General features: G+C 71.1%; 21 protein-coding genes. 11 read left to right on the top strand and 10 right to left on the bottom strand.

The features are described 5' to 3' along the window. Nucleotides 1–46: 46 nt before the first annotated feature. A complete protein-coding gene (locus C503_RS38500) occupies nt 47–1,231 on the bottom strand; it encodes an IS701 family transposase (protein WP_018681616.1) in 1,185 nt (394 codons plus the stop codon). Nucleotides 1,232–1,803: 572 nt separating this feature from the next. Between C503_RS38500 and C503_RS0107735 the strand changes: the two genes are divergently transcribed. The 5 genes from C503_RS0107735 (at nt 1,804) to C503_RS0107715 (ending at nt 6,891) form a co-directional block, all read left to right on the top strand. Then, nucleotides 1,804–2,286, top strand: a complete 483-nt coding sequence (locus C503_RS0107735) for an RrF2 family transcriptional regulator (RefSeq protein WP_018681615.1) — start codon at nt 1,804–1,806, stop codon at nt 2,284–2,286. Nucleotides 2,287–2,506: 220 nt separating this feature from the next. After that, nucleotides 2,507–3,736 (top strand): MFS transporter, encoded by a 1,230-nt coding sequence (locus tag C503_RS0107730; protein ID WP_018681614.1) that lies wholly within the window; start codon nt 2,507–2,509, stop codon nt 3,734–3,736. Further along, nucleotides 3,733–4,716: a zinc-binding dehydrogenase gene (locus C503_RS0107725; protein ID WP_018681613.1), complete on the top strand. Its 984-nt coding sequence runs from the start codon at nt 3,733–3,735 to the stop codon at nt 4,714–4,716. The genes C503_RS0107730 and C503_RS0107725 overlap by 4 nt, the downstream gene beginning before the upstream one ends. Nucleotides 4,717–4,783: 67 nt before the next feature. Beyond that, on the top strand, nt 4,784–5,335 hold the full coding sequence (locus C503_RS0107720) for an SRPBCC family protein (RefSeq protein ID WP_026316070.1): 552 nt from the start codon (nt 4,784–4,786) through the stop codon (nt 5,333–5,335). Next, complete coding sequence (locus tag C503_RS0107715) at nt 5,332–6,891, top strand: AMP-binding protein (protein ID WP_018681611.1); 1,560 nt, start codon at nt 5,332–5,334, stop codon at nt 6,889–6,891. The genes C503_RS0107720 and C503_RS0107715 overlap by 4 nt, the downstream gene beginning before the upstream one ends. A 70-nt stretch (nt 6,892–6,961) precedes the next feature. On the opposite strand, the gene C503_RS0107710 is transcribed toward C503_RS0107715, so the two are convergent. Further along, nucleotides 6,962–8,176, bottom strand: a complete 1,215-nt coding sequence (locus C503_RS0107710) for an MFS transporter (protein ID WP_018681610.1) — start codon at nt 8,174–8,176, stop codon at nt 6,962–6,964. Nucleotides 8,177–8,328: 152 nt separating this feature from the next. Further along, nucleotides 8,329–8,673 carry an HNH endonuclease gene (locus C503_RS0107705; protein ID WP_033400330.1) on the bottom strand — a complete coding sequence of 115 codons (345 nt, stop codon included), beginning with the start codon at nt 8,671–8,673 and terminating at the stop codon, nt 8,329–8,331. Between the two features lie 91 nt (nt 8,674–8,764). On the opposite strand from C503_RS0107705, the gene C503_RS0107700 reads away from it, so the two are divergent. Further along, nucleotides 8,765–9,418 (top strand): class I SAM-dependent methyltransferase, encoded by a 654-nt coding sequence (locus tag C503_RS0107700; protein ID WP_018681608.1) that lies wholly within the window; start codon nt 8,765–8,767, stop codon nt 9,416–9,418. Between the two features lie 69 nt (nt 9,419–9,487). On the opposite strand, the gene C503_RS0107695 is transcribed toward C503_RS0107700, so the two are convergent. Together C503_RS0107695 and C503_RS0107685 are read right to left on the bottom strand one after the other, a co-directional pair. After that, nucleotides 9,488–10,174, bottom strand: coding sequence for an AraC family transcriptional regulator (locus C503_RS0107695; RefSeq protein WP_026316069.1), 687 nt, complete (start codon nt 10,172–10,174; stop codon nt 9,488–9,490). A 409-nt stretch (nt 10,175–10,583) separates the two neighbouring features. Then, nucleotides 10,584–11,354 carry an SDR family NAD(P)-dependent oxidoreductase gene (locus tag C503_RS0107685; protein ID WP_018681605.1) on the bottom strand — a complete coding sequence of 257 codons (771 nt, stop codon included), beginning with the start codon at nt 11,352–11,354 and terminating at the stop codon, nt 10,584–10,586. Between the two features lie 126 nt (nt 11,355–11,480). Between C503_RS0107685 and C503_RS0107680 the strand changes: the two genes are divergently transcribed. Continuing rightward, on the top strand, nt 11,481–12,050 hold the full coding sequence (locus tag C503_RS0107680) for a TetR/AcrR family transcriptional regulator (protein ID WP_018681604.1): 570 nt from the start codon (nt 11,481–11,483) through the stop codon (nt 12,048–12,050). Between the two features lie 65 nt (nt 12,051–12,115). On the opposite strand, the gene C503_RS0107675 is transcribed toward C503_RS0107680, so the two are convergent. Next, nucleotides 12,116–12,883 carry an alpha/beta fold hydrolase gene (locus C503_RS0107675; RefSeq protein WP_033400367.1) on the bottom strand — a complete coding sequence of 256 codons (768 nt, stop codon included), beginning with the start codon at nt 12,881–12,883 and terminating at the stop codon, nt 12,116–12,118. Nucleotides 12,884–12,995: 112 nt separating this feature from the next. Between C503_RS0107675 and C503_RS0107670 the strand changes: the two genes are divergently transcribed. Genes C503_RS0107670 through lexA form a run of 3 tightly spaced genes read left to right on the top strand, consistent with a single transcriptional unit; the run spans nt 12,996 to nt 16,419 of the window. After that, nucleotides 12,996–13,442: a Fur family transcriptional regulator gene (locus C503_RS0107670; protein ID WP_018681602.1), complete on the top strand. Its 447-nt coding sequence runs from the start codon at nt 12,996–12,998 to the stop codon at nt 13,440–13,442. A gap of 60 nt (nt 13,443–13,502) precedes the next feature. Continuing rightward, nucleotides 13,503–15,704, top strand: coding sequence for a catalase/peroxidase HPI (katG, locus tag C503_RS0107665; RefSeq protein ID WP_211222349.1), 2,202 nt, complete (start codon nt 13,503–13,505; stop codon nt 15,702–15,704). Between the two features lie 52 nt (nt 15,705–15,756). Further along, nucleotides 15,757–16,419 (top strand): transcriptional repressor LexA, encoded by a 663-nt coding sequence (gene lexA / locus C503_RS0107660; RefSeq protein ID WP_018681600.1) that lies wholly within the window; start codon nt 15,757–15,759, stop codon nt 16,417–16,419. 21 nt (nt 16,420–16,440) lie between these two features. Here lexA and C503_RS0107655 read toward each other — a convergent pair whose 3' ends face one another. Next, nucleotides 16,441–17,301, bottom strand: coding sequence for an SDR family oxidoreductase (locus tag C503_RS0107655; RefSeq protein WP_018681599.1), 861 nt, complete (start codon nt 17,299–17,301; stop codon nt 16,441–16,443). Between the two features lie 77 nt (nt 17,302–17,378). After that, nucleotides 17,379–18,722 (bottom strand): MFS transporter, encoded by a 1,344-nt coding sequence (locus C503_RS0107650; RefSeq protein WP_018681598.1) that lies wholly within the window; start codon nt 18,720–18,722, stop codon nt 17,379–17,381. A 172-nt stretch (nt 18,723–18,894) separates the two neighbouring features. Here C503_RS0107650 and C503_RS0107645 point away from each other — a divergent pair, with 172 nt between their 5' ends. After that, nucleotides 18,895–19,266: a MarR family winged helix-turn-helix transcriptional regulator gene (locus C503_RS0107645; RefSeq protein WP_026316064.1), complete on the top strand. Its 372-nt coding sequence runs from the start codon at nt 18,895–18,897 to the stop codon at nt 19,264–19,266. Between the two features lie 237 nt (nt 19,267–19,503). On the opposite strand, the gene C503_RS0107640 is transcribed toward C503_RS0107645, so the two are convergent. Beyond that, entirely contained in the window at nt 19,504–20,607 is a 1,104-nt protein-coding gene (locus C503_RS0107640; RefSeq protein ID WP_018681596.1) for a beta propeller repeat protein, read from the bottom strand. Nucleotides 20,608–20,873: 266 nt separating this feature from the next. Continuing rightward, on the bottom strand, nt 20,874–21,356 hold the full coding sequence (locus C503_RS46725; RefSeq protein ID WP_018681595.1) for a hypothetical protein: 483 nt from the start codon (nt 21,354–21,356) through the stop codon (nt 20,874–20,876). Nucleotides 21,357–21,466 lie beyond the last annotated feature (110 nt).

Genomic DNA, 21,466 nt, shown 5'->3' with positions numbered 1-21,466 from the left:
GGAACCCCGGCATCCGGGGCCACCGCCGGGCCGCCGCTCCGTCAGGTCAGCGGTTCGATCCGTCAAATACGTCCCGGGGACCCGGGACCCGGACCGCGCGGCCCGCGAGACCGGTTCGGGCGGCACCGAACAGCGTCACCGCCGTATACGCGACGGACGCCAGCGTCACGTGCCGGTGCCAGCCGCCCGCGGACCGGCCCAGGTAGTCCAGCAGGCCGACGCGGTCGCCGATCAGTCCGAAGTCGTCGGTCACCGCGGCGGGCGCGCGGGTGAGCCGCAGCAGGTCGTCCACACTCGCACCGAGCATGTTGGTCAGCCACAGCCGGGTCACCGACGGCCTGCCCAGCTGCTGCTCCCCGAACAGGGCCAGCGCGCCGGTCTCGGCCGAGGGCGCGCGCACGGCGACGACCGCGGTGACGCTGTGCCCACCGCCGGACCGGGCCCGGTCGGCGGGCGCGCCGACCCGGATCTGCGCGGTGCGGCGCAGGATGTCCACGATCTCCCGCGCGGACAGCAGGTCGCCGCGGCGGCTGCCCACCCGGTGGTCGGTGGCGTAGAGCTGCACCGAGTCCTGGATCCGGGCCAGCCAGGGCCGGTCGCCGAGCGGGCCGAGTGCGGCGGTCGCGTTGGGTTCCGCGCCGTCGAACACCAACGGCGGGCACGGCGCGTCCCAGGTGTCCGCGGCCAGGTAGGTGTCCACCGTGCCGCGGGTCTGGCCGGGTGCCGCGGGCGCGCCGTCGCGCGGCCTGCGGTGCCGGTGCGCGGCGAGCCGGAACTGCCAGTTCACCGGCGCCGACCCGGACTCGCTGACCGCCCACACCCCGATGGCGCGCTGGCTGCCGCCGTCGCCGACCAGGTGCCACGCCCCGGACCGGGTGCCGCGCCGCGGGATCGACATCGACCTGGCCACGAACGCGTACGGCGCGGTCCGCCTGCCGACCTCGCCCGCGAGCGCCCGGCGCATGGTCCGCCAGTCCCAAGTGGAGCTGCTGACGAAGTGCTGCAGCTTCTGCTCGACGGCCGCGGACCCGTCGAACGACGCGGCGATGTTCCGCGCCGACTTGCGCCCTTCGGTGCGTAAGAGCCCCTGCAGGTACATGCGTGCGGTGGCTCGCTGGTCCCGCCTGGACAGTGACGCGAACACCGAGTCGTAGAAGTACTCCAGGGAATCATCGAGATTGTCACTTTCGGAAAGATCGCCGCCGATGACGCACCGGCTCCAGGTGTGCATGAACCCCAGCCCCCTCGCTGCAGAATTCCTCCGGTACCGCCGATCGACATTAACAGCCACCCATGTGGATCATAGCGCCAATCGGGTGAACCGCTTAATCGCGGTCCGTGACATAACATTGTGACGAGAATTCACATCAATTCTGCATTGTCGAACAAGTCGGGCGAAACGCCGTCGCCGCCGGGACCTCGCCCCAGCAGGGCGGAGTCGATATCCGGCCGGTTGCCCGGCCTACGCGATCCCGCCATGCGGGCGCGGCCGCCCGTGCGTGCCGGACAGAAATGCGCGCCTCCGCCCGAATGGAGCGCTGCCAACTCCGCACCCGGCGGATTTCGGCGCAAATCCGCTGGCTTTGGTGAATTACCAGGCACCCGCGACCGCGCACCACCACGGCTTCGCCCGAACGACGGCATACCTCCGCCACAACGGTCGATCCTGGACACCGAAGGTAGCCATTGAGAAATCGAAGTGATAGCATCCGGACCTTCCGCGCCCGGTCTCGGGCCGCCGTCCGGACGAACTTCCACCCCCTCCCCGGGCACGATGGAACGTGGACGGATACCATCCATGTTATGCGGCTATCCGAAGGTGTCGAGTGGGGCCTGCACTGCTGCCTCGCCATCGCTTGGGCGGACGACGGCAACCCCGTGTCCACCTCGAAGCTCGCCACCCTGTACGGCCTGCCAAAGCCGTACCTGGCCAAGCACCTGCGGGCGCTGGTCGACGGCGACGTACTGGTCGCCGTGCCCGGCGCCCGCGGCGGGTTCCGGCTGTCCCGGCCCGCGCGGGAGATCACGTTCATGGACGTCGTCTCGGCCATCGACGGGCGCACCGACGCCTTCCGGTGCACCGAGGTCCGCGCGCAGGGGGTCGCGGCCGCCGCGCCCGACGCGCCGGAGCTGCGCAGGCCGTGCGGTATCGCCACCGTGATGCGCAAGGCGGAGCTGGCCTGGCGGCGCGAACTCGCCGCCCGCACGCTGGCCGACCTGATCGCGACCACCCCCAAGGTCACGGCCGACCGGACCCGACGCGCCTACCAGCGCCTCTCCACCTGATCCCGGCCCACCCACGCCCCCGAACCGCACGCCTGCCGGGCCCACCACCGTCCGGCTCCCACCACGTTCCGGTTCCACGCCCGTCCCGGTTCCACACCTCCCGGGCGCGGGCAGGTTCCGGACCGGTTCCAGATCACACACCGTTCCAGGTCCCGTACCGTCCCACCCGGTCCGGGGCCCGACCTGTCACGCCGGGACGGCCCCGGCACGGAGGACCACCATGTCCAGCACCCCCACCGCGGGAGCGGCGCCGACGCGCGCCGACGCTCCGGACGCCCAGTCCCGCGGCCTGACCGCCACCCTGATCCTCGCCCTCGGCACCTTCGCCGTCGGCACCGACGCGTTCGTCGTCGCGGGCTTCCTGCCGCAGATGGCGGGCTCGCTGCACATCTCCGAGTCGACCGCGGGCCAGTCGGTGACCGTGTTCGCCGCCGCCTACGCCATCCTCTCCCCCATCCTCGCCACCGTGACCGCGCGGCTGCCGCGCAGGCGGCTGCTGCTGGTCGGCCTGGCCGTGCTCACCATCGGCAACGTGCTCGCCGCGGTGGCGCCGAACTTCGCGGTACTCACCGCCGCCCGGATCGCCGCCGCCGCGGGCGCGGCCATGTACACCCCCAACGCGGGCGCGGTCGGCGCCGCGCTGGTACGCCCGGAGCTGCGCGCCCGCGCGCTCGCCGTCGTGGTCGGCGGACTGACCGTGGCGACCGCGGTGGGCATCCCACTGGGCACCGTGGTCAGCCAGGTGCTGGACTGGCGCTCGGCGCTGGGCGCGGTTGCGCTGCTGTGCGTGCTGTCCGGCGTCGGCGTGCGGGCGATCATGCCGGAGCTGCCCGGCGCGACGAAGGTGCCGCTGCGCACCCGGCTGGCCGTGCTTGGCAGGCCGGGCGTGCTGGCCGTGCTGCCGGTGACCGTGCTCGGCATGACCGCCTGCTACACCGCCTACGCCTACACCGTGCCCACCCTGCACGCGGTCGGCGTCACCGCCGGGATCGCCTGGATGCTGCTGCTCTACGGCGTCGGCGCGGTGTTCGGCAACCTGGTCGCCGGGCTCGCCACGGACCGCTGGGGCGCGCTGCGGGTGCTGTCGGCGGGCTACGTGTGCATGGCCGTCGCGCTGGGCGCGCTTGGCTGGCTGGCGGGCGCGCACGCGGTGACGTTGCCGCTGGTGGGCCTGCTGATGGCGGTCTGGGGCGCGAGCAGCTGGTGTCAGACGCCGCCGCAGCAGCACCGGCTGATCGCCGCCGCGCCGGGCGAGGCGCCGCTGGTGGTGTCGCTGAACTCGTCCGGCATCTACCTCGGCATCGGCCTTGGCACGCTCATCGGCGGCGCGACCCTGCCCGCCGGGATCACCGTGGTGTGTGTGATCGGCGCCGCGATCGCCGTGGTGGCGCTGATCTTCCTGCTGGCCACCGCCGCGGCGGCCGCGCGCGGTGCCGAGAGCGCGGCGTGAGCGGGTACGTGCACGCCGCCTACGTCGACGCGCTGGGCGGACCGGACGCGATCCGGTACGGGACGCTCCCGCAACCGCGTCCCGCGGACGGCGAGGTGCTGGTCCGGGTCGAGGCGACGACGGTCAACCACGTCGACACCTTCATCCGGTCGGGCGCCTTCCGCACCCCGATGACGTTCCCGTTCGTGCTCGGCCGGGACCTCGTCGGGACGGTGGTGGAACCGGCCGCCGGGTTCGCCACGGGCGAGCGGGTGTGGTGCAACAGCATGGGACACGACGGGAGGCAGGGCGCGGCCGCGAGCGGGGTCGCCGTGCCCGCCGACCGGCTGTACCGGCTGCCGGACGGGGTGTCGGCGGACGACGTCGTCGCCGTGGCGCACCCGGCGGCCACCGCGTACCTCGGGCTGTTCACGCACGGGCGATTACGCGCGGGCGAGACGGTGGTCGTGATCGGCGCCGCGGGCAACGTCGGCGGCGCCATCGTCGCGCTGGCCGCGGCGGCGGGCGCCCGGGTCGTGGCCGTCGCCGGTGCGGCGGATGCCGCGTACTGCCGGGGTATCGGCGCGGCCGAGGTCGTCGACCGCGCGGACCCGGCGCGGGCGCGGCGACTGGGCGCGGCCTGCCCCGACGGGGTGGACCTCTACATCGACCCGGCCGGGGTCAACGACCTGGACACCGCGGTCGGACTGCTCGCCCGCGGCGGCCGGATCGTGCTGCTGGCCGGGATGGCGACCCGGCCGGTGCTCCCGGTCGGCCCGCTGTACACGAACAACGCCGCCATCCACGGCTTCGTCATCTCGCACGCCACCGCGGCGGAACTGGCCGAGGCTGCGGCGGAGATCGGTCGACGGGTGGCGACGGGCGTGCTGCGGCCGCGGGACATCCTGGAACTCCCGCTCGGTGAGGCGGAACGCGCCCACCGGGCGGTGGCGAGCGGGGAGACCAAGGGGCGCCGGGTCGTCCTGCGGATGCCGACTTGACGGACGACCTGACGGACCGGGTCGGGGCCGGTTGACCCTGTTCGTCGGGAATCCGCAGACTTTCCCCGTGACCACAGCGAAAACCGGAACACCGCCGCTGTTCGAGATCGAGCGGAGCGCGCTCGTCCGCACCTCGCCCGAGATCGCCTACGCGGTGGTCAGCGATCTCACCCGCAGCGGTGAGTGGAGTGCGGAATGCACCGGCGGGGCCTGGGTCGCCGGGACGCCGGGCACGGTCGGCGCGGTGTTCCGCGGCGACAACGTGCGGGCCGAGGACGTGGTGGCCTGGGCGCCGGTCGCGCGCGGCCACTGGCAGACGCACGCCGAGGTCGTCGCCGCGACGCCCGGCCGGGAGTTCGGCTGGGCGATGCGGAACGGGGCGGGACACCGCCAGGAGAGCACCTGGTCGTTCCACCTCGAACCGCGGGACGAGGGCTGTCTGCTCGCGCACCGGTTCCGGATGGGCCGGGCCACCGAGGGCATCGTCGGTATCACCGCCGAGATGGACGACGAGCAGCGGCGGCGGTTCTTCGCCGAGTGGGGCGCGAAGCTGGCCGAGGACATGGCCGCGACCGTCGAGCGGATCAAGGCCGTGCTGGAGAGCGGCGGTGAACCGTGATCCTGCAACGGATCCTCAACCGCGGCATCCGGCTCGGCACCGTGTTCGAGCGGGCGGCCCGACGGTACCCGGCGAACGTGGTGATCCTCGACCACGACCTTGACCTCGCCCCCGGCCGCCGGTTCACCGTGGCGGAGCTGGCCGACGTGGTCGACGACACCGCGTCCCGGCTGTGGGCGGCGGGTGTGCGGCCGGGCGAGCACGTGGTTGTGTACAAATCGGACGGTTTCGACATCACCCTGCTCGCCTTCGCCGCCGCGCGGATCGGCGCGGTACCGGTGCTGCTGTCGGCCAAACTGGACGGACACACGGTGTCCGTGATGCTCCCCCGGGCGCAGCGTCCACACCTGGTGACCGACCAGTCCAAACTGGACGACGAGTTGCCCGGGTCGGTCTTCGACATCACCTCGTCCGTGCTGCTCACCTCGGGCGAGCACGCGAAGGCCAAGCGGCTGGCGGACTTCGCGGGCACCGAGCGGGTCCGTCCGGTGATCATGCCGCCGGACCACCCGACGCTGGTGACGCACACCTCCGGCACCACGGGCATCCCGAAGATGGCCGTGCACACCGGGGCCAGCCTCCAGTCCCGCTACCGGCCGCAGGCGGTCGCCATGGCGTTCAAGCGGACCCGCGAACCGATCGCGATGCACGTGTCGTTCGTGCACTCCCGGATCATCAGCGCCACCGCGATCTCCCTCTACCGCGGCTTCCCGCTGGTGGTGCTGGTGGACGACGCGCCGGACCACGTGGCGGGCATCTTCGCCGCGGTCCGACCGGGCATCCTGGAGGCGCACCCGAACTCGTTCATGCGCTGGGAGGAGCTCGCCGACGACCCGCGCGAGCCGCTCGCCACCGTGCAGCTGTTCAGCAGCACCTTCGACGCGATCCACCCGCGCACCATCCACCGGCTCACCCGCGCGTCCCGCAGGCGCGTCCCGCTGTTCGGCCAGCTGTACGGGCAGAGCGAGACCGGCCCGGTGGTCGTCCGCACCTACACCCGCTTCCGCAGCGCGGAGGCCGACGGCCGCTGCGTCGGCTGGGGTTTCCCCGGGATGACCGGCATCCGCGTCGTCAGCCGGGACGGCAAGCGCCCGACGAGGACCTCCCCCGGCCTGGTCGAGGCCCGCAGCGACGGCCGCGCCATCACCTTCCTGGGCGAGCCGGACCGCTACACCGAGCAGACCCGCGGCACCTGGTGGCGGATGGGCGACCTCGGCTACCGCACCCGCTGGGGCTGCCTGCACATGCTCGACCGCGAGATCGACGAGATCCCCGGCTTCGGCAGCACCCTGGCCGCCGAGGACCAACTGCTGGCCCGGTTGGACGCCCTGGTCGAGGTCGTGATCATCCCCGGCCCGGACGGCCGGGCCGTCCCGGTCGTGTCCACCAGGGACGACCAGCCACTGGACCCGGCAGCCTGGACGGCCGCGACGGCGGGCCTGCCGACCATGAGCCCGCCGGTCCACAAGCGACTGTCCGATCTGCCGCATACCGCCACCACCAAGGTCAAGCGGCTGGAACTGGCCAGCAACCTACGCACCAACGACGCCGACTGACGTCACCTCCGCACCCCATCGAGCCACCCAAGCAAGAAGCGTCCAGAGCGAGATCCCGGAGCCGGACCACTCACCCCACAGCACTCCGCCCCCGTCGGGCCCAGCCCACCGCAGGACCAGTGGCAACCCCCGCGAGCACGAACAACCCCCCAAGCACCAACCACCCCACAGCCCCACCCCCGATCACCAACGCCGTCAGCAACAACGGCCCGACCGTCCGGGCAACCGCGATCCCACTACCGAAGAACCCCTGATACTGCCCATGCCGCCCATCCGGCGCGAGACCGAAACTGATCTCCCAGAAACCGGAAGCGAGCATCATCTCCCCACCGGTCTGCAACAACGCGCCCGCCGCCAGAACCGCCACCGCCACCCAGGCGGCGAGGTGCCCACCGGACAGCGCGAACACACCGCAGGCCACCAGCAACAAGACTCCCGCCACCCGCACGAGCCGTACCGCACTGTCCAGGTCGGTGACTCGATGTGCCACCGCGACCTGGAACAACACCACCGCCACCGTGTTGATCACCATCAATCCGGCCACCATCCACCGCGGCGCGGTGGTGTGCTCGACCACCCACAGCGGCAGCACCACGCTGAGCAGCGGCATGTACAGCATCATCACCGCGTTGAGCACCGTGATCACCGCGTACGGCCGGTCACGCAACACCCCCAGCGCGGGCTCCCCGTCCCGAACCCTCGGCACGCCCGGCACCGACGGCAGGCGACGCAACACCAGGGCCGCGCCGAGGAAGGTCAATGCATCGAGGCCGAACGCGGACAAATACGCGGCTTCCGTGTCGAATTGCAGTGCGACACCACCGACCGCAGCACCGATCGCGATCCCCGCATTGGCCGTGGACTGAAGGTACGCACGAGCGGTGGTGCGCCCGGCCGCGTCCACGACCCCGGCCAACAACGCCTGCCGCGCGGCCACCAGACCGCACTGGCAGATTGTGTACGCACAGGCCGCGATCAGGAACGCCGGGAACGACCGAGCCGACCCGAACGCCGCGACCGCCAGTGCCGTGGCCACGGCCAGCACCACCGCCACTCCCCGCGGCCCGCGTCGGTCCGCGAGGTGCCCGAACGGGACACCCGCCAGCGTGCCCAGCGCCCAGCCCAGGGTCAGCCCGAGCCCCACCTGCGTCGGGGACAGCCCCACGACCCGGGTGAAGTACAGGGTCGAACACACGTAGTAGGCGCCGTCCCCGATCGAGTTGGTCAGCTGCGCCAGCGCCAACCCCCGGGCCGGACCCGCGGGCGGTACGAATCTCGCGAACACTTGTCTCCCTCCCCCATGCCACCCGCGATCATCGGGGATAGGAGCCGGATTCGGCCACCGCGGTGATGATTTGTGACCAGCACCGGTGCACCGAGCGACGCGGACGGATTGCCTGCGCTCGGCCTCGGGTCATGATCCGCGCGGCTGGGGAGTCAGGTCGGGTCCTGCTCCAGGGTTGCCCTGATCTCCAGGTGTCGGGTCAGGAACGCGCGCTCATCCAGGCGTTTGCGGCGCAGCCAGGAGGTGACCTCGATGTTGCACTTGCTCGTGTTGCACGACCGGCAGGCGGGCACCACGTTGTCGATGGTGTACCGGCCGCCGCGGGAGATGGCGAGGACGCAGTCGCGTTGCAGGGGCTGGTCGGTGGCGCCGCAGTACGCGCAGCCGCCCCAGGCGGATTGGAGGGCGGTCCACTGCGGGTCGGTGAGGTCGTGTTCGACGCGTTCCATGCGGCGCTTGCGCTTGCGCGCCGCCCGCACCCTTCGACTGCCCGGCATCCGGACAGCCTACGAGCCGGGGCGGACCGGGGCCGGTAGGCGAGCGGTTCGTTCAAGACGGCGGGCGTGGCGGTCGTCGAGGCTGGGCGGCATGACCGAGAGAACGTTCACCCCCGCGCTGGGCCGCCTCGCCCCGGTGCGCCACTACGACACCGTGATCACGCTGACCCGCGAGCGGCTGTGGCGCGGGCTGGTGGTCCGGCACGTGGCGCCGCACCCGGACGACGTGATCGTGGACGTCGGCTGCGGCACCGGCTCGCTGGCCGTGCTGCTGGGCCGCGCCCGACCGGAGGCCCGGATCATCGGCCTGGACCCGGACCACGACGTACTGGCGGTGGCTCGGCGCAAGGCCGCGGCCGCAGGGGTGGCGGTGCAGTGGCGGGTCGGCATGGGCGACGCGGTCCAGGACGCGGTCGGCGCGGGCGCGGCGAGTGTCGTGGTGTCCAGTCTGGTGTTGCACCAGTGCCCGATGTCGATGAAACGCGCCATGCTGGCGTCGATGTTCGCGGCCCTGCGCCCCGGTGGCCGCCTGGTGATCGCCGACTACGGCCTGCAACGCACGACGCTGGCGCGGCTCGGGTTCCGGCTGGTGCAACTCGCCGACGGCATCGAGCACACCCAGCCCAACGCCGAGGGTGTGCTGCCCTGTCTCATCTCCCAGGCCGGGTTCCGGAACGTGCGGGAAGCGGCGGCCGTTCCCACGATCACCGGCACGATCTCCATCTACACCGGCCGCCGCCCCTGACCGCGTGTCCGGGGCCGTCCCGGGCGAAACCGCAACACGACGGAACAGACCGGGACACGCAGGCAAGCCCTACCCCGCACGTCCCGGCCTGGCGCGAAGGGCCGGGAGCGTCTCGGTCGGCGTCAGTCCCATCATCTCCCGCATCCAACGGGACAGGTGCGCCTGATCGGCGAACCCGCCCGCGACAGCCGCGTCCGCCAGCGAGTCCCCCGCACCCAGGGCCTCGGCTGTTCGACGCAGACGGACCCAGACCCGCCACCGGGGCAGCGGCATGCCGAGCTGCCGACGGGCCAGGGCACGCAACCGCTGCGGGGACAGGCCGACCCGGGCGGCGACCTCGGGCATCGACCAGCCCGGCGTCGTCACCGCGTCCATGGCGGCCAGCAGCCGCGGGTCGATGGCACGGGACGGGAGACCGGAACGGACCTCCGCCTCGTCGAGGTCGCGCAGCTCGTCGACGACCGTGACACCGTCGCCGCAGAGTCCGCGCAGGCGGTCGGCGAAGGCGCTGTGCGGTTCGATGAAGAACGTGACGAGGTCCGTGCCCGCGAGCATCCGGTGCCGGGCCATCGGCGGCACGACCAGGGCCGCCCCACGGTGGCACTCCCCGTCCGCGTCCACCATGGCCACCTCGCCGTCGAGCGCGATGGCGATCTGGAACGCGGCATGGCAGTGCGCCGCGGTGTCGAAGGCCGGGCCGCGATAGCGGGCGAAACCCGCACCCACGCCGAAACTCGGTTCCCGGTATTCAGCCACGCCGTCGATGATGCCAGCGGGTCAAACCGGACGAATACCCGCGACCCCGATGCACGTCGACTACGACGACATTCTCCGGGTCTGGCAGGAAGCGGACGACATTCCGGAAATACAGGACGCGAGCCGCCGCACAACCCGGTGTCCTACATCGCGGAGCGCGCCGAGGTGCTTCGAAGGCATCGGGCGGGATCCGGCGGGGATCGTGCGCTCCGTGCAGACGGTGATCTCCTACGAGGATGTCGCCTCCTAGTGGTGCGACCCAGAACGTCGGCCGTGTATCGGCGGGTCCACGGCGTGGCTGGCGGTGCCGCCGGAACGGCCTCGTACTGGATGTACTTGGTCGTTTCGGCGGTGCCGTCAGGCACGTCGTGGGCGGGTCGAGACATGGTCGACGTTCTGGGTCGCACCACTAGGCGGCTGAGCGGGTCACCAGCTTGGCGATGGCGGCGACGAGGGTGCGGGGGCGGCGTGGGAGCAGGTGGGCGTTGAGGGAGTTCCGCAGGCCCGGGGTGACATAGGCGCGGTCGCGGTCCAGGGCCTTGAGGGCGGTGCCGACGACCGTGCTCGCCGACATCATCGGGCCGATGGCGGCCTTGGTGCCGATCTCGTCGAAGAACTCCGTCTTCGTCGCCCCCGGGCACACGCACAACACCTTCACGCCGCGGCCGCGGTATTCCTGCCGAAGAGCAAGGCTGAAGTTGAGGACGAAGGTCTTGCCCGCGCTGTAGGTGGCGAAGTAAGGCGAGGGCTGGAAGGCCGCGGTCGAGGCGACGTTGATCACGGCGCCCGCGCCGCCCGCGAGCATGTCGGGGATCAATGCCCGGGTCAGCCCGACCAGCGCGGCCACATTGACCATCACCTGGGTCTGGTCGACGCCCGCGCCGATGTCCTCGAAGCGACCGACCGAGCCGAAACCCGCGTTGTTGACCAGGGTGTGGACGACGATGCCCCGGCGAGCAAGGTCGTCGGCGACGCGGGCGGGGGTGTCCGGATCGGCCAGGTCGGCGGCGAGGACGGTGCACTCGACACCGTGACTGCCGGTCAGGTGCGCGGCGAGGCGGCGGAGACGGTCCTCGGAGCGGGCGAGGAGGACCAGGTCGTAGCCGCGACGGGCGAGTTGTTCGGCGAACTCGGTGCCCAGGCCCGCGGACGCCCCGGTCACCAGTGCGACGGGTCGCATGTCTTCTCCTTGAGTTCGGCGAGTATCTGATACAGAGTAGACACCATTGCCAAGCTAACTGCAACACTTATGTATCATTTCACGCCTGACTCGCAGGTCCGAACGGGCAGCAGGGAGGATGACCGGGTGACCAGACCGCGCCCGCTGCGGGCCGACGCCGAGCGGAGCGTCCGCGCGATCCTGGAGGCGGCCGAACAGGTGCTGGCCCGGGACCCGGCGGCGTCGATGGAACAGATCGCCGAGGCGGCGGGGGTGGCCCGAGCCACCGTGCACCGCCGGTTCGCCACCCGCCAGGCATTGCTCGACGCGATGGCCACCGACGTCGTCCGACAACTCGACACACTGATCGACGAGGGACGACCGGAGACAGCGCCGCCGATGGTCGCACTGCACCGGATCACAGCGGGCGTACTACGACTGAAGCTCGCCTGGCCATTCGCGATGGCCTCATCCATGGACCCGACCTCCCCCATGGCCGACGGCCAGCGCCGGATCGCGGACCGCTGCGAGGACCTCATGCGCCGCGCCCGGGACCACGGCCTCCTCGCCCCAACCGCCGACCTCACCTGGACCCGCCAGGTCTACTACGCCCTCCTCGGCGAAGCCGCCCACGCCACCACCGAGCACGACCCCGACGCCCTGGCCACTCTCGTCCTCGACACCCTTCTCCACGGCCTGGGCCCGAAGTCCGAATAGGACAGTCAAGTCCGTTCCGTCAACCCGGAAGCAGGCCGACCGACAATGGCCGGCAGAGCACCCCGTCACCCTCGCACAAAAGCCAGCACTCCCCGCAACGCATCAACAAACTCACCCGCAGACTCACGCGGCGCCAAATGCCCCCCAGGCAACTCCGCCAACCCCACTCCCAACCGCCCAGCAAGCACCCCAGCAGCCCGCGCATAGTACTGGTCCCCACTATCCACCCCCACCGCAGGAATCACCACCCGCCCAGCCCGCGCCAAAGCCGCAATATCCGGAACATATCCCATAATATGTTCCCATTCACACCGAAACAACACGTCCCATTCCCGCTCCAACTCCACCGAAAGCCCCCCACCCCCAATCGTCCCCGCGAACCTCGCATAAGCAGCCCCAACCCCCTCCACCCGATACAGCTCCCCGATCTCCGCGGCGAACCCCGACCACCGCGCGGCATCCGGCAGCAACCCCACCACCGGCGGCTCATGTGCCACCACCCCGGCCACGACCTCCGGATGCTCCGCCACCAACGCCAGCCCGATCACCGCCCCCGCACTACTGCCGAACACCAGCGCGGGACCCCCACCGACCTCGTCGAGCAGCGCCCGGACATCCGCAGCGTGCCGGGACATCGACAGGTCCGCCACCGTGGACCCGGCACTGCCGAAGTGACCCCGGCGATCGAACGTCAACACCCGGTACTCATCGGCGAGCGCGGCCGCCAACGGACCGTACGAAGCAGACGAGCCGACCCCACCCGGGATCAACAGTAGTAACGGTCCGTCACCACGCAGCCGGTAACACACTCCGCGCTCACTACGCCCGTCCATCACCCGTTCCGCCACAACAACCCCTCCCCAGGACACCACCACGAACACGACCAGTGACCGAGAGTACCGAATCCGGCCGGTCGACGAACGTTAACTTGACTGATTCCAGAAGATGGACGAGACTTCCCGCGTGCCCACGGACTCCGACTTCCGGCAGATGCTGCGTGCGGTGTCACTGCGCGTGACCGGCCCTCGGCTGGCCGTGCTGTCCGCCGTGCACGCGGAACCGCACGCCGACACGGATTCCATCATCGGTGCCGTGCGTGGTTCCCTCGGCGCGGTGTCCCACCAGGCCGTGTACGACGTGCTGCGGGCGTTGACCGCCGCCGGACTGTTACGGCGCATCGAGCCGCCCGGCTCGGTGGCGCGCTACGAGGCGCGGGTCGGGGACAACCACCACCACGTCGTGTGCCGGTCCTGCGGCGCGATCGCCGATGTCGACTGTTCCGTCGGGTTCGCCCCCTGTCTGACCGCCTCCGACGACCACGGTTTCGTCATCGACGAGGCCGAGGTCGTCTACCGGGGTCTCTGTCCCGGATGTTCCACCGCAACAAGCTGATAGATCTCCCGTCCCGAAAGGATTCGCGTGTCCGAGCCCCACAACGCCCGTGTCGGTGACATGAACGAGGAGGGCGCCGGCGGGTGCCCGGTGTCCACCGGGCGGTTCAGCCACCCGACCGAGGGCGGCAGCAACCGCGACTGGTGGCCCAACCAGCTGAACCTGGGCATCCTCCGCAAGCACTCCGCGGCCAGCAACCCGATGGACGCCGACTTCGACTACGCGGCCGAGTTCCTGACCGTGGACCTGGACGAGCTGGCCGCCGACGTCGACGCGGTGCTCACCACCTCGCAGGACTGGTGGCCCGCCGACTTCGGCCACTACGGCGGCCTGATGATCCGGATGGCCTGGCACAGCGCGGGCACCTACCGCGTGCACGACGGCCGCGGCGGCGCGGGCGCGGGCATGCAGCGCTTCGCCCCGCTCAACAGCTGGCCGGACAACGGCAACCTGGACAAGGCCCGCCGTCTGCTGTGGCCGGTGAAGCAGAAGTGGGGCCGCAAGGTCTCCTGGGCCGACCTGATGGTCTTCACCGGCAACCGCGCGCTGGAGACCATGGGGCTCAGGACGTTCGGCTTCGCGGGCGGGCGCGCCGACGTGTGGGAGCCGGAGCAGGACGTGTTCTGGGGCCCGGAGCGCACCTGGCTGGGCGACGAGCGCTACACCGGCGACCGCGACCTGGAGAACCCGCTGGCCGCCGTCCAGATGGGACTCATCTACGTCAACCCGGAGGGCCCCAACGGCACCCCGGACCCGCTGGCCGCGGCCCGCGACATCCGCGAGACCTTCGCCAGGATGGCGATGAACGACGAGGAGACCGTCGCGCTCATCGCGGGCGGCCACACCTTCGGCAAGGCGCACGGCGCGGCCCCGGCCGACGAGCACGTCGGCCCGGAGCCGGAGGGCGCGACGCTGCAGGAGCAGGGCCTGGGCTGGCAGAACAGCTTCGGTTCCGGGAAGGGCCGGGACGCGATCACCAGCGGCCTGGAGACCACCTGGACGCAGACGCCGACCAAGTGGGACAACACGTTCTTCGAGAACCTGTTCGGCTTCGAGTGGGAGCTGACCAAGTCCCCGGCTGGCGCGCACCAGTGGCAGCCCAAGGACGGCGCTGGTGCGAACACCGTGCCGGACCCGGAGTCCGGTGAGCTGACCCGCCCGCCGACAATGCTCACCACCGACCTGTCGCTGCGCTTCGACCCGATCTACGAGCCGATCTCCCGCCGGTTCGCGGCGAACCTGGACGAGTTCGCGGACGCGTTCGCCCGCGCGTGGTTCAAGCTGACCCACCGCGACCTCGGCCCGATCCAGCGCTACCTGGGCGCCCAGGTGCCGCAGGAGGAGCTGCTCTGGCAGGACCGCGTGCCCGCGGTCGACCACGAGCTGGTCGACGCCGACGACATCGCCGCGCTCAAGCGCGAGATCCTGGCCTCCGGCCTGTCGGTGGCCCCGCTGGTCCGCACCGCCTGGTCGTCGGCGGTCACCTTCCGCGGCAGCGACAAGCGCGGCGGCGCCAACGGTGCCCGCATCCGCCTGGAGCCGCAGCGCGGCTGGGACATCAACGAGCCGGACGCGCTCGCGGCCGTACTGTCCATCCTGGAGGGTGTGCAGACCCGGTTCAACGAGGCGCAGACCGGCGGCAAGCGCGTCTCGCTGGCCGACATCATCGTCCTGGGCGGTGCCGCGGCGATCGAGCAGGCCGCCAAGTCCGCGGGCCACGACGTGTCGGTCCCGTTCACCCCGGGCCGCACCGACGCCACCGCCGAGCAGACCGACGCGGAGTCGTTCGCCCACCTGGAGCTCACCGCGGACGGCTTCCGCAACTACCTGGGCAAGGGCCACCGCCTGCCCGCCGAGTTCCTGCTGGTCGACCGGGCCAACCTGCTCACCCTGACCGCGCCGGAGCTGACCGTCCTGGTCGGCGGCCTGCGCGTGCTGGGCGCCAACCACCGCGAGGCCAAGGTGGGCGTGCTCACCGACCGGGTGGGCAAGCTGACGAACGACTTCTTCGTCAACCTGCTCGACATGGCCACCGAGTGGAAGCCGACCACCGAGGAAGCGGAGCTGTTCGAGGGCCGGGACCGGGCCACCGGCGCGGTCAAGTGGACCGGCAGCCGCGTCGACCTGCTGTTCGGCTCGAACTCCGAGCTGCGCGCCGTCGCCGAGGTCTACGCCAGCTCGGACGCGACCGACAAGTTCGTGACCGACTTCGTCGCCGCCTGGGCGAAGGTCATGGACCTCGACCGGTACGACGTGGCGTGACGTTGTGAGTGGACGGGGCGCCCGGTGCACCGGGCGCCCCGTTCGCATCTCTATGATCGCCCGGGTGATCACCGATGACGAGCTGTTCGGAGGACTTGACCCGTCGTTGCTGCCCGAGCGACAGCAACGCATCCTCCTGGTGATCCGGGACTGGGTCGGCCAGCACGGCTACTCCCCCAGCACCCGGCAGATCGCCGACGCGGTCGGCCTGCGCTCGGCGTCGGCGGTGTCCAAGCACCTGGCGATGTTGGAGGACAAGGGTTTCCTTCGGCGCGGGTCGGCGGTGTCGCGGCCGATCGACGTGCGCGCGTTTCTCGGTCAGACGGCTCCGGTCTCCGGGGACTCGGTGGCCGTGCCGGTGGTGGGTGATATCGCGGCCGGGGTGCCGATCGCGGCCGAGGAGCACGTGGACGACGTGTTGACGTTGTCGCGGGATCTGACCGGGCGGGGCACGGTGTTCGCCTTGCGGGTGCGCGGGGACTCGATGATCGACGCCGCCATCTGTGACGGGGACATGGTGGTGGTGCGGCAGGGGTCGGAGGCCCATTCGGGGCAGATCGTCGCCGCGATGATCGAGGAGGAGGCGACGGTGAAGGTGTTCCGGCGTCGCAACGGGCATGTTTACCTGGAGCCGCGCAATCCGGCTTACGACGTGATCGACGGGGACAACGCTGTCATTCTCGGCACGGTCGTCTCGGTGCTCCGCACCGTCTGACGCGGTTCGCCCGCGGAGGACTCAGGCCCAGGATTCACGGATCACAGCGGCGTTGTCCTGCAGGAACGCATCGAAGGAGCGCGGCGGACGCCCGGTCAGTTCCGCGACCGAATCCGTGACCGGGGCCAGTCTCCCGGTGGTCACCTCCGCGAACAACCCGGCGACGTCCTCCGCGAACCCGCCGGGCACCCCCAATGCTCCGAGCCGCGCGGCGAAGTCGGACGCGGGCAGGTCCAGATATCGGATCTCCCGCCCCGCCACCTTCGACAGCTTCGCACCGATCTCCGCGTGCGTGAGCCCCTCGGGGCCGGTCAGCACAAACGTCCGTCCAGCGCGCGGATCCCCGGTCAACAACTCCGCCGCACAAGCCGCGATGTCCTCGGTATCCACATAGGACACTCGACTGTCCCGATAGGCGCCGAGCAGATGCCCGCCCTCGGTGAACACCGCCGCCCCGGTCAGGAAGTTCTGCATGAAGCCGTTGGGCTGGAGGACGCTCCAGCCCACCCCGGCCCCCTTGAGGTACTCCTCGATCACCCCGTGCGCCCCCTCGGCCAGCCGCCCCTCGGGCCGCGCGTGCCACACGGACAGCTTCACCACATGCCGAACCCCGGCAGCCACAGCGGCATCGATCACCGCACGCTGCTGTCGGATCATCGGCTGCTCCCCCGCCACCGGCACAGCGCCGCCCGCGTTCAGGAACACACGGGACACGCCCGGCATCGCGGCGGCCAGGGAAGCAGGGTCGTCGAAGTCGCCGACCACGTGGCGACAACCGAGTTCCGCCCCTTTCGCGGGATCTCGGACGAAGGCCACGGCGTCGTCCAGGCGTCGGATCAATGCGCGGCCGATCGTGCCGGTCGCGCCGGTCACCAGGATCATGTCTGTTCCCCCATTGGACCTCCCCCATTGGACCGAGGCAGCCTCGATCGGACGAAATCGAGGCTACCTCGGGTTGATCACGCGCGGCGGCGCCGTCGGAGCAATGGGACGAGGTTGAGCAGCAGGCCGATCAGTGCTACCGCGGTGACCAGGTTCAGTCCGGGGCGGAATGAACCGAGGTCGACCGCGTGCTCGCTGCCCGCCAGTACCGCCGTGACGACCGCCAGGATCAGCGCGGAGCCGACCTGCCCGGAGGTCTGCAACAGGCCCGCCGCCAGGCCCTGTTCGGCGTCGTCGATGCCTTCGGTGCCCTGCGCCATGATCGCGCTGAAGCCGAAGCCGAACCCGCCGCCGAGCAGGAGCATGGTGGGCAGGATCGTGGCCAGGTAGCCGGGCGCGTTGCCCGCGGTCGCGAGGAACCACACGTAGCCGAGGCTCAGCGAGACCATCGAGAGCTGGATGAGCCGTCCCGTTCCGTACCGGTCGATGAGCTTGCCGACCACCGGCGAGCCGACGACCACCACGAGGCCCGCGGGCAGCAGCGCGAACGCCATCGCCAGCGGGGCCCAGTGCAGGACGTTCTGCAGGTAGAGAGTCATCATGAACTGGAAGCTGACGTACGAGCCCATCAGCGCGATCAGGCTCAGGTTGGCCCGCACGACCGTGCCGACGCGCAGGATGCCGAGGCGGATCAGCGGGTGCGCGATCCGGTTCTCGATCACCACGAACGCGGTCAGCAGGGCGGCGACCACGACCGCCGAGCCCAGGGTCAGCGGGGACAGCCAGCCGCGCTCCGGCGCGGTGACCACGGTGTAGACGGCCAGCAGCATGCCGCTGGTGAGGGTGAGCGCGCCCCACAGGTCGTGGCCGCCCTCGGCGCGGCCGTTGTCGCGGGGGATCAGGCGCAGACCGAAGAACAGGGCGGCGAGGGCGAGCGGCACCGGGGTGAGGAAGGTCCAGCGCCAGCCGACGCTGGTCAGCAGGCCACCGATGATCAGGCCGGAGGAGTAACCGCTGGCGCCGAACACGGTGAAGATCGACAGCGCCCGGTTGCGGGCCGGGCCCTCCGGGAAGGTCGTGGTCAGGATGGACATGGCCGTCGGCGCGGTGAACGCGGCCGCGAGCCCCTTGATGAAGCGGGTGACGACCAGCAGGGTGCCGTCGTCGACCAGGCCGCCGACGAACGAGGCGGCGGCGAACGCGCCGAGCGCGATGAGGAAGACGCGGCGGCGGCCGAGCAGGTCGGCGGTGCGGCCGCCGAGCAGCAGCAGGCCGCCGTAGCCCAGGACGTAGCCGTTGACCAGCCACTGCAGCGCGGACTCCGGCATGCCCAGCTCGGTCCCGATGGACGGGAGCGCGACACCGACCATGGAGACGTCCATGCCGTCGAGGAACAGCACGACGCACAACACGGCCAGCACTCCCCAGAGCCGGCCGGACCAGACGGGTGCCCGCGTGGGGGCGGGCGTGAAGGACGTATCGGTGAGAGACACAGCGTCAAACTACATGCAACGGCATCTAATTCTGCAACATCTTATTTCACTGCATAAGATGCGTAGACATCTTATGCAGTGGCATGATAAGATGCGCGCCATGCCAAGGCAGACCGAGCTCGTGGACCGTTGGCGCACGCTGACGCTGCGCTACAACGAGATCGCCTGCCGCCTCGACCGCGAGCTGGACACCGCGCACGGGGTGAGCATGAACGAGTTCGAGACCCTCGACCGGCTCGCCGCCCTGGAGTGCGGGGTCCCGCGCATGCAGGACCTGGCGGGCGAGATGTACCTGAGCCAGAGCGCCCTCTCCCGCACCGTCGCCCGCCTGGAACGCGCGGGCCTGGTCGAACGCGCCCTCTGCGAGTCCGACCGCCGCGGCGTCTTCGTCCGCATCACCGATGCGGGCCGCGCCGTCCACCGCGCCGCCGACGACACCCGCCTCGCCATCCTCGCCGAGCTCCTGGACTGAACGAGCCGAAGGCCGGGTTTCATCGCCGTCCGGCACCGTTTCCGCACGGCCCCTCGCCCGCGCGGAAACGCGCCGTCCCCCGGCAGGCCGCCATGAACGCTCGAACCGACGACAGACGCACTGGAACCGTCCGCCGCTCCGCTGTCCCCAGCGCCTGACCCACCTCGAACTCCCAGACCGGCAACCGGGACTCCCGCAACGGGTCTCCGGGCCTGCCTGCCCGGAGACCCGTGCCGGTCAGGCCCGCTTGCCGGTGCGGCCGAGCAGCGCGGCCGCCGACCGGGCGGCCGGGTCGGTGGAGCTCGCGCGCCAGCCGACGGCCATGAGCCGGTCGCCCACGGCGCAGATCCGGTGCAGGGCGGAGGCGACGTTCTCGGTGGTCGACGCGGCCGGGGCCTCGTCCCGCAAGCGGGTGCCGTCCCAGTGCGCAAGGTGCTCGGTGTCGGGCAGGCCCGGCAGTTCGGCGTAGCCCGCGAACCAGATGTCGTCCGGGCCGAGCACGGCGATGCCGGTCATCTGGGTGACGGCGGTGGGGTCGGGCAGGACGTCGGTCCAGGTCGAGCCGTTCCAGTGCAGCACGACGCCGACGTGCTCGTCCGACTTGCCGGGGGCCGTCGTCGTACCCACGACCCACACCGAGTCGTGCGCGACGACGGCGACGTCGAGCAGTTCGATCTCCGCTCCCGGGATCGCGACCTGGCTCCATGCCGAACCGTCCCAGTGCAGCACCACGGCGTCGGTGTGTGTGCCGTCGCCGCTGTGTCCGACGGCCCAGACATCGTCGCTCGCGCGGGCCGCGACGGCGTCAAGCCGGTTGGTCGCGGTTCCCGGGTTCGGGCACGGGATCTCGTTCCATCCCGTCCCGTCCCAGCGGACGATCAGGTTGTGGCTGAAGTCGGTGTCGGGGCCGGAACCGCCGACCGCCCAGCCCTCGGTGGCCGAGAGCATCGCGACATCGTGCAACGCGCTGTCGTGGTCCACCGCCGGGACGTCCACCGCCGTCGCCGAGTCGGTGTGCCGGGCGTGGCGCTCGATCCGGGGTCGGCTGCCGACGCGACCGTCGGAGATCCGGCCGACCGCCCAGACATCCTCCCCGGCCTGGTCCACCCCGAACAGCCGCACGCCCTGTCCCGAGTCCGCGGGCGGGACGAAACGGAAGTCCTGCCCCCAGCGCCCGACCAGGGCGACATCGAGCCCGGTGCCCGGGTCGACCGTCCCGCCCACCGCCCACATCTCGTCGGCCGAGACCGCCAGCGCGCCGTGGAACTCGGACGTGCCGTGCACCCGTACCCGGGTGTCGAACCGCACCGAGGACAGGGCGGACACATCGGATTTCACCATCGGAACAACTCCCCTGCTGTGCCTTACCGCCGCGACCGTCCTCCCCGACGACGCGACGCTTACCCCACGATCGTGCCCGGCACAGGGGACCGAGCGCACCGAGATCCATACCGAGATTCACCCCGGGGCACACCGATATTCCGACGCACCACCTCGGAGCGCCGGTAGCCCGTTCAGGTGCCCACTGGCCGATAGCGGACAGGCAGCGCCCACTCGGGGCTCCAAATACGGAGCCCCGAGTGGATCCGACCCGCCGCCGGGGGTTGTTAGTTCAGCGGGTTGGTCAGGGACTTGTGCGACTCGCTCAGCGAGGTGCCCGGGTTCAGGTGGAAACCCGCGTCGCCGTCGGAGTAGGACAGGTCGACCTCGTAGGCGAAGTTCCACGTGTCGTGCCCGTTCGGGGCGATGGTGATGGTGATCGAGCCGCCGTTCTCCAGCGCGTCCCAGGCGGCGCCGGAACGGATGCGCAGCGGCAGGGTCTTCGAGGTCTGGTCCTTGAACTGGCCGAAGAACCCGGTGGTCTGCGCGTCCACCCGGCCGTCGCGGTCCTTCACCAGGACGGTGACCAGCGTGTCGGAGTCCTTGTCGTCGGTCAGCGTGGTGAAGGTGATCGACGCGGACCGCAGCGTGGCGCCCGAGGCGTTCGCGTGGACCGGGGCCGCGGCGGCCGGGCCCGCGACGCCGACCATGATCGCGGCACCCGCCAGCACCGGTGCCGCGATCCGGCGCAGCACGGTCTTCTTGTCCATGGGTAGTCCCCTCTCTCGTGCACTGTGGATCCAGTGCGCGTCCTCGGACAATGTTCGGCCGATGAGGGGTCGCGGAGATCCGCGATGGATGCCGAGATTCCCGGCGCGGA

This window comes from Actinokineospora enzanensis DSM 44649 (assembly GCF_000374445.1).
GTDB lineage: Bacteria > Actinomycetota > Actinomycetes > Mycobacteriales > Pseudonocardiaceae > Actinokineospora > Actinokineospora enzanensis.
Note: the sequence above shows the minus strand (reverse complement) of the source record. Positions and strands in the feature narration are given on the sequence as shown.

What these genes read in the sequence shown, in the direction of transcription:
- C503_RS0107655 (WP_018681599.1), bottom strand. Translation starts at nt 17,301, where the DNA reads ATGATCCTGGTGACCGGCGCGACCGGCACGATCGGCCGCGCATTGATC.
- C503_RS0107730 (WP_018681614.1), top strand. Translation starts at nt 2,507, where the DNA reads ATGTCCAGCACCCCCACCGCGGGAGCGGCGCCGACGCGCGCCGACGCT.
- lexA (WP_018681600.1), top strand. Translation starts at nt 15,757, where the DNA reads ATGATCGCCCGGGTGATCACCGATGACGAGCTGTTCGGAGGACTTGAC.
- C503_RS38500 (WP_018681616.1), bottom strand. Translation starts at nt 1,231, where the DNA reads ATGCACACCTGGAGCCGGTGCGTCATCGGCGGCGATCTTTCCGAAAGT.
- C503_RS0107685 (WP_018681605.1), bottom strand. Translation starts at nt 11,354, where the DNA reads ATGCGACCCGTCGCACTGGTGACCGGGGCGTCCGCGGGCCTGGGCACC.
- C503_RS0107640 (WP_018681596.1), bottom strand. Translation starts at nt 20,607, where the DNA reads ATGGTGAAATCCGATGTGTCCGCCCTGTCCTCGGTGCGGTTCGACACC.
- C503_RS0107675 (WP_033400367.1), bottom strand. Translation starts at nt 12,883, where the DNA reads ATGGACGGGCGTAGTGAGCGCGGAGTGTGTTACCGGCTGCGTGGTGAC.
- C503_RS0107670 (WP_018681602.1), top strand. Translation starts at nt 12,996, where the DNA reads ATGGACGAGACTTCCCGCGTGCCCACGGACTCCGACTTCCGGCAGATG.
- C503_RS0107705 (WP_033400330.1), bottom strand. Translation starts at nt 8,673, where the DNA reads ATGCCGGGCAGTCGAAGGGTGCGGGCGGCGCGCAAGCGCAAGCGCCGC.
- C503_RS0107700 (WP_018681608.1), top strand. Translation starts at nt 8,765, where the DNA reads ATGACCGAGAGAACGTTCACCCCCGCGCTGGGCCGCCTCGCCCCGGTG.
- C503_RS0107735 (WP_018681615.1), top strand. Translation starts at nt 1,804, where the DNA reads ATGCGGCTATCCGAAGGTGTCGAGTGGGGCCTGCACTGCTGCCTCGCC.
- katG (WP_211222349.1), top strand. Translation starts at nt 13,503, where the DNA reads ATGAACGAGGAGGGCGCCGGCGGGTGCCCGGTGTCCACCGGGCGGTTC.
- C503_RS0107645 (WP_026316064.1), top strand. Translation starts at nt 18,895, where the DNA reads ATGCCAAGGCAGACCGAGCTCGTGGACCGTTGGCGCACGCTGACGCTG.
- C503_RS46725 (WP_018681595.1), bottom strand. Translation starts at nt 21,356, where the DNA reads ATGGACAAGAAGACCGTGCTGCGCCGGATCGCGGCACCGGTGCTGGCG.